General features: G+C 53.5%; 8 protein-coding genes. All 8 read right to left on the reverse strand.

Annotated elements, in window-relative coordinates; translation table 11 throughout:
- Positions 1–99 precede the first annotated feature (99 nt).
- Positions 100–2790, reverse strand: coding sequence for a translation initiation factor IF-2 N-terminal domain-containing protein (locus GP475_RS09155; protein ID WP_394367433.1), 2691 nt, complete (start codon positions 2788–2790; stop codon positions 100–102).
- A 368-nt stretch (positions 2791–3158) separates the two neighbouring features.
- Positions 3159–4217, reverse strand: coding sequence for a zinc-dependent alcohol dehydrogenase (locus GP475_RS09160; protein ID WP_187974102.1), 1059 nt, complete (start codon positions 4215–4217; stop codon positions 3159–3161).
- Positions 4218–4435: 218 nt separating this feature from the next.
- The gene (gene ndk, locus GP475_RS09165; RefSeq protein WP_187974103.1) at positions 4436–4846 is read right to left on the reverse strand and encodes a nucleoside-diphosphate kinase; all 411 of its coding nucleotides are present in this window, start codon (positions 4844–4846) and stop codon (positions 4436–4438) included.
- A 38-nt stretch (positions 4847–4884) separates the two neighbouring features.
- Positions 4885–5319, reverse strand: a complete 435-nt coding sequence (locus GP475_RS09170) for a DUF4233 domain-containing protein (protein WP_187974104.1) — start codon at positions 5317–5319, stop codon at positions 4885–4887.
- Positions 5316–6785 carry a bifunctional tetrahydrofolate synthase/dihydrofolate synthase gene (gene folC, locus GP475_RS09175; RefSeq protein WP_262485171.1) on the reverse strand — a complete coding sequence of 490 codons (1470 nt, stop codon included), beginning with the start codon at positions 6783–6785 and terminating at the stop codon, positions 5316–5318. Before folC ends, GP475_RS09170 begins: the two co-directional genes overlap by 4 nt.
- The gene (locus GP475_RS09180; protein WP_187974105.1) at positions 6785–9469 is read right to left on the reverse strand and encodes a valine--tRNA ligase; all 2685 of its coding nucleotides are present in this window, start codon (positions 9467–9469) and stop codon (positions 6785–6787) included. The genes folC and GP475_RS09180 overlap by 1 nt, the downstream gene beginning before the upstream one ends.
- An 82-nt stretch (positions 9470–9551) precedes the next feature.
- Complete coding sequence (locus GP475_RS09185) at positions 9552–11045, reverse strand: Hsp70 family protein (RefSeq protein ID WP_187974106.1); 1494 nt, start codon at positions 11043–11045, stop codon at positions 9552–9554.
- Between the two features lie 29 nt (positions 11046–11074).
- Entirely contained in the window at positions 11075–12052 is a 978-nt protein-coding gene (locus GP475_RS09190) for a malate dehydrogenase (RefSeq protein ID WP_187974107.1), read from the reverse strand.
- Positions 12053–12336 lie beyond the last annotated feature (284 nt).

The following is a 12336-nucleotide window of genomic DNA, read 5'->3' on the forward strand; positions in this document are numbered from 1 at the left end:
CGACTGTCAAAGACTACACCCCCAAGTGCTGAAGAATCAACTTCCCAGCTCTTGGGGGTGCCCCCGGACTATCTCATCCGCGTCAGTGCTGACTTTTCCTTATCCTCGCCGGCTCATTTTCCGAACCGCGCGACGACGCCCCCGGCCAGAACTCCGCTTCTGGGTGGCAGGTTTTTCGCCCGACTTGGTGTCAGAGCTAGACACCCGCTTAGTCTTCTGCTCGCTCCTGCGCTCCCGCTGAGCTTGTACCCGGGCCCGGCGCACTGCTCGACGTCGGCCCCGTCGAGACTCTTGAACCTCAATGGTAACGGTGCGAGAACTCAGTGAGGCTGAATCATCGTGTTCCATATCATCGCTATCAGCTTCCACGCCGGCAGGTTCAAAATCCTCAGGACGTGGTTCATAGTCAGAACGGGAATTACCGCGGGTTCGTAATTTCCGCCGTGGGGATCGATCAAAGGCTTCCTTGGCTTCCTCATAGGTGCCGTTCGGCTGGGAGTCTGCCGAATCACTGTGATCATCAGCCGGCGTCTGTTCACCAAGCTGATCCTCAGACTCTTGCTGCTTACCGCGGCCACGTCCCCGGCCACGTCCACCGCGACGGGTGGAGCGACGCCGCCGAGGCCTATACTCCTCCTGCTCCTCCGCCTCATCGACGATGACGGCAGCCGCAAGATCTTCAATACTGCTGCTACCCTGCGTGGATTCTTCCTCCGGGGTCACCACATCATCAAGCTCATCTTCTCGGTGCCGCTGAATGGCCTCGGCTACCGGATGCGGCTGCAGTGGCTTGCGCTGACGTCGAGCCTTTGAGGCAGCTTTTTCTGCGCGCTGTTCGCTGCGATCCACCGGATCCTTATGAATAATGATCCCGCGACCATCACACGCCTCACAAGGGGTAGTAAAGGTCTCTAGCAACCCAGTACCCATGCGCTTTCGTGTCATCTGGACTAAGCCCAGAGACGTGACTTCGCTAACCTGGTGCCGACTCCGATCCCGTTCCAGGGCCTCACTGAGTTTGCGCAAGACCAGTTCTTGGTTTTCTGGCAGCACCATATCAATGAAGTCAATAACAATCATCCCACCAATATCACGCAGCCGGAGTTGCCGAACAATTTCTTCGGCAGCTTCAATGTTATTGGTTGTCACCGATTCTTCTAGGTTTCCCCCAGTACCCGTGAAACTTCCCGTGTTGACATCAATCACCGTCATCGCTTCGGTTCGATCAATGATAAGGCTGCCACCGGAAGGCAAATACACCTTGCGAGCAAGACCTTGATCAATTTGACCATCAACATCATGCTTGGCAAAGGCGTCTTTATCCCCAGATTCCCGGGAATTAAAACGCACGAGTCGATCCTTAAGATCCGATGCCACCGAGTCAACGTAGCTTGAGACGATATTCCAGGACCGATCCCCATCCACAATGAGTTCTTTGAAATCCTCATTAAACAGGTCCCGCACTACTTTAATAAGGACATCTGGCTCCTCATAGAGGGTAACTGGCTTCGCACCCTTGGACTCCTTTTCGGCAGTAGCACGTTTATTCATCTGCTCCCACGTGCGATGCAGGCGGTTAACATCTTCAGCGATATGTTTTTCCGCAACGCCTTCCGCAGCGGTCCGAATAATGATGCCACCCTCCTCAGGGGCAACCCGATTCAGGATCTCCTTGAGACGCTTACGCTCAGGCCCAGGCAACTTACGAGAAATACCAGCATTTCGACCCTGAGGTACATACACCAAATAGCGACCTGCCAAGGAAATATGCGTGCTGAGCCGAGCTCCTTTTTGGCCAATCGGGTCCTTAGTTACCTGCACCATTACCTGATCACCAACATGCAGAGCCTGCTCAATACGGCGTTGTTTACCGCTGAGGCTAGCTTCCCGCCAATCTACCTCTCCGGCGTAGAGAACACCGTTTCGATCAGCACCAATATCAATAAACGCGGCTTCCATATTCGGCAGCACATTTTGCACGCGCCCCAAATAGACATTGCCAATCATCGAGGCTTGTTCTTCTGAGGTAACAAAATGCTCCACCAGTTTTCCGTCTTCCAGCAGACCCACCTGTGTTACCCGTCCCGGGCGACCATCAAACCGCTGCCTTTCGCGCACCACCATGCAGCGTTCCACCGCTTCCCGGCGCGCCAAGAATTCTTTCTCGCTGAGCACATGCCGACGTTGAGCATCGCGAATCTCCGAACGCCGCCGCCGTTGGGCCTCTAAACGAGTAGAGCCGCGCAGAGCCACCGGCTCCTCCACGTGTTCTACCTCAACCTGACGAGACGAGGATTTGGTGCTGCTTCGCTTTGCCCGACGCCGCCCTCGACGCATCGCCCCCGACTCCTCCTGACGGGACTTCTCTTGTTTTTCTTCCCCCACTACAGAACCCTCAGGACCACTATCTTCTTCATCATCAGGCGAGCTAGGTGCCATAAATAGCGGATAGGATGATTCTTCCGGTTGGCTTTCCTGAGCCTCTGATAGAGAACGCTCCACCTTTTCTTCAATTTGGTGGATCTCATTAGCCACATTCTTTTCCACCCGATGACGGATCTGCTTGAGGGGCTCCTTATCGGCTGTGTCCTCCTGCGCCGGAGTGGCTAGGTGGTTCAGAATCTTATTAGCTTCTTCGACTGACAGCGTGGACATGGCTACCTTGACCATCCCCAAGTTATTCAGTTTCAGCACCAACTCTTTAGAGGTCAGCTGAAGCTGTTTCGCCAGGGCATGGACGCGGGTCTTAGCTGGCAGACTAGAGCGGTCAAACTTCGCCGCTAGCTCCACATAGTCCGGAAAATCTGATTTTTTTGACGTGCTTCGACCACGCCGGGAACGCGACTTTTCAGCCACCAATAGCTCCTTTATTTTCTCGTCGGGGGCGCTGTCCCGGGCGCTGGCACAATATCGACATATCGAGGCCGCCGCCGCACAGTTCAGCTCCCGCACCGACTTCATCTTCAATAATTCAAGTCTTTATGACGCTAGGCGTCGAGTTCCATTGTTCCACACAACGCCACAACCGCAGAATGTAGCGCCACGAAAAGACCGCTGGAGGGGAGGTGGGTGCAGGGGAGCTAAGAATAAAACGGCAGCATAGTTGGGAGAAAATTCCCAGCTATGCTGCTGTTGTTCGGTACGGCGGATATTCCACCCTAGTATTTAATGGCGATCCGACCGTCTACTTTCCCATCTACCAGGTGCCGGAAAACATCATTAATATCTTCCAGTTGGCATTCGCTGACAATGGGTTTGACTAAGCCGCGCGCATAAAAGTCGAGGGCTTCGTCCATGTCTTGGCGGGTCCCGACCAAGGAACCGCGAATGGTGAGTTGTTTGAACACAATGTCAAAAATGGGGGCTGGGAAATCTCCTGGGGGAAGACCGTTAAAAACGATGACCGCTCCACGTCGCGCCATATCAATGGCCTGCCCGAAGGCTGCATTATGAACGGCAGTGACTAGCACCCCATGGGCGCCACCCCCGGTGATTTGTGCTACCGCTTCGCCGACGTTTAGACCTTCTTCAGAGGCATCAACTACTGCTTCCGCCCCGAGACTTTTCGCTAGTTGAAGGGCCTCCTGGCGAATATCGAGGGCAATGACTCGCATCCCCATCGCCACGGCATATTGAACCGCCACGTGGCCAAGCCCACCGATTCCAGAGATCACCACCCATTGCCCCGGTTTGACCTCGGTATTCTTCAAACCTTTGTACACAGTCACTCCGGCGCACAGAATAGGTGCTACCTCAACTGGTTGAGCCCCCGCTGGGATCTTTGGCGCATAGCGGGTATCAACCAGCATGTACTCCCCAAAAGATCCATTGACGGTATATCCACCGTATTCTGCACTCTCACACATGGTTTCTCTTCCGGTGCGGCAATATTCACAAGTTCCGCACGCCGACCACAGCCAGGCATTCCCCACCATGTCTCCAAGCTTGACGTCATGCTCACCCGGACCCAGCTTGACCACGGTTCCTACCCCTTCATGTCCAGGAACAAAGGGCGGTTGTGGTTTTACTGGCCAATCACCATCAGCAGCGTGGACATCAGTGTGGCAGACTCCTGAGGCGATGAGCTTGACGAGTGCTTGGTGGCGTCCTGGCTCTGGCAGCGAGGTTTCTTGAATGTCGAGCGCTGCACCAAAGTCTGTCACGGTGGCAGCTTTCATGACATCATTGTGCGCCGACCTACTCTGAGTTGTCGTCATGATAGGACTCCTTAGGTTCAACTGGGACAATCACCTACGAAGCCTAACAGTGATCTAGATCATATAATTAGGCGCAGCGTAATAGTTTTTTAAATTTTTCTAACTGATAATAGTTGTCGTTTTTAATAGCGCTGGGGCGGCTTCGAGCTGCACATAAAAAAGCAGGACCAAGGTGATAGACACCCTGTCCTGCAGTGACGAAGATTGCTGATGAAACTCTAGAGGTTAGGGAACCAGATAGCGATTTCCCGCTCAGCTGATTCGGGAGAATCAGAACCGTGAACCACATTTTCTCCGACGCTGAGAGCGAAGTCTCCACGAATGGTGCCAGGGGTTGCTTTGCTTACTGGATCAGTGCCACCAGCAAGCTGGCGCCAAGCATCGATAGCACGCTCCCCTTCAACGATGCCGGCAACAAGCGGAGCGGAGGTGATGAACTCCACCAGTTCTCCAAAAAACGGCTTGTCCTTATGCTCCGCATAGTGCTTTTCCGCCGTGTCCCGGTCAGCAACCCGCAGATCCATCGCAACGAGCTTGAGCCCCTTTTTCTCGATGCGGCTAATAATTTCACCGATGTGTCCGTTCTTCACACCGTCGGGCTTAATAAGAATCAGAGTGCGTTCTGTCATGGCGGCTAGTCTAACAGGCGGTTTCTTAGCCATCCCGGTTAGAGGTGTTGAGTGGTTAACAGACCCCGCTTCATTCTTTCCATGAGGTTGCGGCGCAGATAGAGCAAATACCACCATACCAGGACGAAAATAACACCCACGATTCCCATAGATAGGTGAACGAGGAAACCTCCAGCAAGGACAAACACCTGTAAGATGACGGCGGCGATGAGTGCCCAGGAATAGCGCTGTAAAAAGGATAGTGCCACGTGGGCTGCACCTACTAGACAGACGTAGACCTGGTTGAAAGATGTCCAGTAGCTCCCTTCGTCAATTCGGAGGATCACGGTCAGCACGAGGAAAACTGTGATGGCCTCCATAATTAGGGTGCCGGATTGAACCCCCCGAACCCCTTTAAGAGGATCTTTTTCGGGAGCATGTCCTGGACCTAGCGGACCGTATTCAACGTTGTCGTTATTCTTCCCGCGCCTCATGCAGGCTCCTTTCCAAACAGGGTGCGAGCTTCCCCTGCCGTCACCACGGATCCGGTGATAATGACGCCGGATCCAGATTGGATATCGGTGTCTTCGGCCAACGCTACAGCTAGTTCTATGGCACCCGGAAGCTGAGCTGCTTCATGGACTCGTTCTTCACCAAAAATCAGCCGAGCTTCTTCTGCCAAATCAGCAGCGCTGGAGGCTCGCGGAGAGGAATTCTGAGTGCAGACAACCTCGCTGAGGTAGGGTTCAAGCTCTTTCAAAATACCGATGTGGTCCTTATCCCCTAGCGTCGCAACTACACCAATAAGCCTGCTGAATTCAAAATCTCGATCCAGCGCTTGGGCTAGAGCTCGGGCGCCGTGAGGATTATGAGCTGCATCAATAAAAGTGGTGGGAGTAGCCCGCACCCGTTCTAACCGCCCGGGGGATGCTACTGAGGAAAAACCTTCTTGCACCGTATTAAGATCCAGCGCCTTCCCCGGTGCAGCCCCAAAGAAAGCTTCTACCGCCGCTAAAGCTAGGGCCGCGTTCCGGGCTTGGTGTTCGCCGGACAGGGGTAACACAATATCCGGATAATCTCCAGCTAATCCCCGTAACTCCAGCTGCTGTCCGCCCACCGCAAGGGTGGACTTAAGTACCCCCCACTCACTGCCTTCTCGGGCAACTGCGGCATCAACAGCAACCGCCTGCTCTAGGAGAACCTTCATTGCTTCGGGTTCCTGCTGCGCGATAATCGCGATATTTTCTGGCGGTGTCAATAAATCACTGACATCCCAGCGCGAATGAATAATCCCCGCCTTTTCTTCAGCAATGTCAGTGAGGGTATCCCCTAAATAGTCGGTGTGATCCAAACCAATAGGCGTAATCACCGCGACGTCTGCGCTAATCACATTGGTCGCATCCCAACGCCCACCCATCCCGGTTTCAACGATCGCAACATCGACCGGAGCATCAGCGAAAGCAGCATAAGCCATGGCTGTGAGGACCTCAAACTTCGACATTTTCATGCCGCATTGTTCATCGACCATCTCCACATAAGGTCGAATCTCTCGCCACATTCGTACGTAGTCCCGTGGATGAAGGGGAATCCCGTCGATAGCTATTCGCTCAGTGACTAACTGCAAATGAGGACTCGTAGTCCGGCCAGTACGGCGATGAAAAGCTCGCAGCAGAGCATCTATCATCCGAACAACTGAGGTTTTCCCATTAGTACCGGCGACATGGATGGCCGGATAAGCCCGCTGCGGTGACCCCAAAATATCCATGAGCATCTCCATGCGCTCAAGGCTGGGATCAATCTTCGTTTCCGGCCAGCGAGTATCCAGTTCAGCCTCCACTGCAGCTAATTCCGCTAGATCAGCCTCGCTGATTTCTCGTGATGCTGGAGCATTACGTTGAGCGTCTAAATCACCCAAGCTCAAGCTCAACCCGTGATCGGTGAGCTCTACTTTATCGTGCACTAGCTCAAAGCCTCCAAACGTTGGCTAATTCGCTCACATTCTTCCTGAGCTACCTGCTGCCGTTCCCGAATCTTTTCCACCACGTGAGCTGGAGCTTTATTCAAGAAATTATCATTACCCAATTTCTTCGCTGTAGTCTCCAACTCCTTGCGAGCCTTGGCAAGATCCTTTTCCAGACGGGTCCGCTCTGCAGCGACATCGACGGTGCCAGAAGTATCCAGGGCCACGTCCAACGTTCCCTGACTTAGGCGAACTTCCACCGTTGCGGAGGCGGTGAAATTTTCTTCTTCCTTCTCCACCCGAGCCAAGGATCTGATCACATCTTCTTGATCAGCTAAATCCACCGCCGCTAAATCCATCAAGGCGGGAACTTTCTGCGAGGGTTTCACTCCTTGATCCGAACGGAAACGACGCAATTCAGTAACGAGTTTCTCGAGATCTTTCATTCGTCGAGCAGCCCGCTCATCTGGTGCCACTCCACCATTGGTGTCCTCGGAGGTAGGCCAGGCTGAAATAGTAATGGATTCTTCCTCCGTTAACGCCATCCACAACACCTCAGTCACAAAAGGCATAACGGGGTGTAGGAGCTTCAACAGCACATTGAGCACACGCCCCAACACCACTTGGGTGTTGCGACCGCGCTCATCCTCACCCTCACGAGGAATCTGTACCTTGGCAATTTCTAGATACCAATCGCAGAATGTTCCCCAGGTAAATTGATAAAGTTCCTCGCTAGCCTTAGCAAATTGGTAGTTATCCAAATAGGAATCGACCGAGCTTCGGACAGCTTCTAATTCATCAAGCACCCAACGGTCAGCGTCTGTCAGCGCGGAACGATCCGGCAGTTCACCCACGGTTGCACCATTCATCAGGGCAAATCGGGTGGCGTTAAAGAGCTTGGTGGCAAAGTTACGGGAAGAATGAGCGGCATCTTCACCGAGTGGCAAATCAATACCTGGGTTGGCCCCTCTCGCCAAAGCAAAGCGAAGAGCATCAGCACCAAACCGTTCCACCCAATCCAAGGGATCAATGCCGTTACCTAAAGACTTAGACATCTTCCGACCGTGCTCGTCGCGCACCAACCCGTGGAGGTAGAGATCTTTGAAGGGGACCTGGGGACGACCACTGTCGGCTGTGCCTAATAGCTCCGGGGTGGTCTTTCCGGAAAATGTACCGAACATCATCATCCGGGCTACCCAGAAGAAGAGGATGTCATAGGCGGTTACTAGCACCGAGGTGGGGTAGAAACGCTGGAGGTCGTCGGTGCTATCCGGCCACCCTAGAGTGGAAAAGGGCCATAGCGCAGAAGAGAACCAGGTATCAAGGACATCGGGATCTTGCTCCCAACCTTCACCACTCGGCGGTTCTTCATCTGGGCCAACGCACACAACTTCTCCATTGGGCCCATACCAAATAGGAATGCGGTGTCCCCACCACAGCTGCCGGGAGATACACCAATCATGCATATCATCGACCCAGTCAAAATATCGCGGCTCCAGGCTCGTCGGGTGAATAACTGTATCTCCTTGACGGACTGCGTCTCCGGACATTTTCGCCAGCTCAGCAACCTTGACATACCACTGCAAGCTCAGACGAGGTTCAATAGCTTCTCCAGACCGCTCGGAATGCCCCACTGAGTGAACATAGGGGCGGATTTCTTTCACAATCCGGCCTTGTTCGCGTAATGCTTCGCAAATCTCGGTTCGGGCTTCTTCTCTGCTTAGCCCATCAAAACGAGTCCCCGTATCAGCTATCCGCCCCTTCTTATCCATGATGTTCGGCATATCCAGGTTATGCCGAAGCCCCATGGCATAGTCATTGGGATCGTGAGCTGGGGTGATCTTCACAGCCCCCGTGCCAAATTCAGGATCCACATAGTCATCGGCAATGATCTTGAGACTGAGATCATCCCGGAAAGGGTGAGGTAATTCCTGGCCCACTAAATGGTGATAACGTTCGTCATCGGGGTGGACGGCAATGGCTACGTCCCCCAGCATGGTTTCTATCCGGGTAGTTGCTACCACCACATGAGGCTCATTATCATTCATTGAGCCGTAGCGGAAACTAACAAGTTCACCTTCCACGTCCTGATAAACAACTTCAATATCGCTGACTGCTGTTTCTAAGACGGGAGACCAATTCACCAGCCGATGAGCACGATAAATTAATCCGTGGTCATATAGCTGCTTGAAGATAGTTAATACCGCATTGCTGAGACCTTCATCAAGGGTGAAACGTTCCCGGGACCAATCCAAGGAATCACCCAAGGCGCGCATCTGACTGGTAATGGTTCCGCCGTATTGACGTTTCCACTCCCATACTTTGTCTATGAAGGCTTCCCGATCATAGTCCCATCGGGATTTCCCCTCCTTCTTCTGGAGCATGGCTTCTACTTTGGTTTGGGTAGCAATGCCGGCGTGGTCCATTCCCGGCAGCCATAGCACTTCATAGCCTTGCATCCGCTTGCGGCGAACAATAGCGTCCGCCAAGGTGTGGTCAAAGGCGTGTCCGATATGGAGTTGCCCGGTCACATTAGGGGGCGGCAACACAATGGAAAATGGCGGTTTGGAGCTAGACACGTCTGCGGTGAAGTAGCCGCGATCTACCCACCGCTGGTACACCTCGGTCTCATAAACCTGGGGTTCCCAGGACTTTGGCAGAGCGTCTGCCCGATTCTTCGCCATTGTTTATTCCTTCCACGTGTAGTACTGCACTTATCCTAATCAGCCGCTTAGACACTACTAGAATAGGGGATGACCTGGTGTTTTAATGGGCACTCAGGTCCATTGACCAATTTTCTTCAGGAAGCACAATTTTGATTTGAGCAATCCCGTCATTATCTATTGAGAGGGTTTCTTCGACCAACGGTCCCGGACCCGTCCGGGTGACGGGAATGTCTCGAAGCTGTTCCTGGCTGAGGTGAACGTCGGATCTTCTTAAGGCGGGATCAAAGGGCACCAGCACCTCGGTGAGGAGAGCTAAATCTCCCGGCGCATAGGATTCATCAATATTGACATACTCTACGTACCGGAACCATCCAATATTATGTGCCGCCCGGTACCGTCGGGTAATGTGCGTCCCTCCCTGAGCTGAACCAGGTGCCAGCAGCGGATCAAAACTGACCGCCTGGCCAGCATCCATTTCACGGAAAACCCCGATACCTCGGGAGCGCCGATCAGAAAGAAGGTATTCAGAACTGGGGTCCGCCGCAATGGCTAGACCCACAGCGGTCGAAGCGGTAGGAAGGGGTGATCGGTGTACCCGACGTCCGTATCTTTCGCGCAGCATTCTCGGCACTAGAGGCAAAGCGGTAGCCCCACCTACTAAATAAATTCCAGCGATATCAGTGTCCACGAGGGAAGATTCTGCCCCCACAAGTGGTTGGGTGGCCTCAAGTGACTGTTCAATCAGCGGAGTGATGGCGTGATAAAAAGTGTCTACTGGAATGATGATATCTTCATCGTTTAGTTCCATGACTAGCCGCTTAGACTGCGGTTTTAATGCTTCCTTGGCACTGCGAACCTCATCGAGAAGCCGTCGACGTGCACCACGCCCAAACGCGTCTTCATCCCGATGCGCCGCTTTGAGCGTGAGTTCAGCTAAGACCTCATCAAAGTCGTCTCCCCCGAGGCGAGAAATCCCGCGGGAAGCTACAACCTCATGATGGTGTCCATGAATTCGGAGCAAGGAGACATCGAAAGTACCGCCACCGAGATCATAGACAATAATGCTTCGACGCTTAGAGTTTAAGGTCCCAGCGTGTCGGTGCGTATATTCAAAAGCCGCTGCACTTGGCTCGTTGACGAGCCCAATCACCTCTACCCCAGCGCTTCGGAATGCATCAACAGTCAACAGCCGCTGAGCGCTAGGCGCATTGGCGGGCACACCCAATACAACTTCCGGAGTGGAGTAGTCTGCCTGCTGGTGTTGGAAAGCTAGAAGACAGCGCACCACAGCGTGGGCATAGGCCTGAAGAATATCGCCCAAACTACGGGTCTCGTCACCACAATCCACCGGAGTTTGGGAATTTACCTGACCACCTGACAGCAGGCGCTTAAAACTGCGGATCAGGGTAGGGGAATCAGCATAGAGCGCCTCCCACCCCACCCGTATTTTTCCGGCAGAATCTAAGGCGACCACGGTGGGGATGTACTCCTCCGGGTCGCCATAATGGTCTGCCACGTTGACGACCGGATAATTTCCTCGATCAACAGCAGCAATTACCGTGCGGGTGGTACCAAAATCAATGCCGAAACGCATGAATCTGACTTTAGACCACCATGAGATTCTTAGCCCAGCAGGTCCTTAACCGCTTCCTTTTCTTCCCGTAGTTCCTGCACATTGGCGTCAATGCGGGCCCGCTGGAAATCATTAATCTCCAGGTCCGGAATGATTTCCCAGCGACCGTTCACAGCTCGGGTCGGAAGCCCAGCCACTAGGCCTTCCTCCACTCCGTAGGAACCGTCAGACACCACGGCAGCAGTTACCCAACCGCGAGTGCCGTTGATCCAATCATGCATGTGGTCTACGGCGGCAGACGCAGCAGACGCAGCAGATGATTTCCCTCGAACCTCAATGATCTCGGCACCGCGCTTGGCAACGCGGGGAATGAACTCGTCGGTATACCAGGTGTGATCAACCAACTCAGTCAACGGTTTACCTTGCACCGTGGCGTAGGTGATATCGGGGAACTGGGTGGCCGAATGGTTGCCCCATACCACCACATTTTCGATATCGGAGGTGGTTACGTTGAGTTTTTCAGCTAGCTGAGACAGAGAACGGTTGTGGTCCAGACGCATCATTGCGGTGAAGCGATCTGCTGGAACATCGGGGGCAGCATGCTGCGCAATCAAGCAATTCGTGTTGGCTGGGTTACCCACCACCAGCACTCGAACATCATCTGCCGCATGGTCATTGATGGCTTTACCCTGCGGGCCAAAGATCTTGCCGTTTGCTCCGAGGAGAGCGGATCGTTCCTCACCCTTGCCACGTGGTTTCGCACCAACCAGGAATGCAGCTGAAACACCATCAAAAGCTTCGTCTGCCTTATCGGTGATAGTGATATTACGCAGCAGCGAGAATGCGGAGTCATGCAACTCCATAGCCACGCCTTCGACCGCTCCCATAGCGTCGGGAATTTCCAAAAGAGAAAGCTCAATAGGGGTGTCCTGGCCGTAAACATCGCCATTGGCTACACGCCACAGTAGGGAATAAGCAATCTGGCCGGCAGCACCGGTTACCGCGATCTTCTTGGGAGCCATACTCATACACAATCCTTCCATTGATGGAGGTCCAGACCACTCGAGGTGGCCTACTTTCCGTTACTAGCCTAGTCCCCATTACTCCGCTCATTTAAGGGAGATTTGTCACCTTTTAGGAAAAATGTAACCCTCCCCCATTACCCCCAAATGTGCCGGGATGACCTGCAGTTTTCTGGGAGTTCTCTGGGAAACTCACAATTCCTTAGCTCTAGGTGACACTTTAAGGCACCATAGGGGCAGCGGCGCCGTTATTTTCTGATCAGATCTGCGTTGCTGTGCAGGAAGGATTA

It is taken from the genome of Corynebacterium poyangense (assembly GCF_014522205.1).
Lineage (GTDB): Bacteria > Actinomycetota > Actinomycetes > Mycobacteriales > Mycobacteriaceae > Corynebacterium > Corynebacterium poyangense.

Coding starts and splice junctions, on each gene's coding strand:
- GP475_RS09160 (WP_187974102.1), bottom strand. CDS start 4,217: ATGACGACAACTCAGAGTAGGTCGGCGCACAATGATGTCATGAAAGCT.
- ndk (WP_187974103.1), bottom strand. CDS start 4,846: ATGACAGAACGCACTCTGATTCTTATTAAGCCCGACGGTGTGAAGAAC.
- GP475_RS09170 (WP_187974104.1), bottom strand. CDS start 5,319: ATGAGGCGCGGGAAGAATAACGACAACGTTGAATACGGTCCGCTAGGT.
- GP475_RS09180 (WP_187974105.1), bottom strand. CDS start 9,469: ATGGCGAAGAATCGGGCAGACGCTCTGCCAAAGTCCTGGGAACCCCAG.
- GP475_RS09185 (WP_187974106.1), bottom strand. CDS start 11,045: ATGCGTTTCGGCATTGATTTTGGTACCACCCGCACGGTAATTGCTGCT.
- GP475_RS09190 (WP_187974107.1), bottom strand. CDS start 12,052: ATGAGTATGGCTCCCAAGAAGATCGCGGTAACCGGTGCTGCCGGCCAG.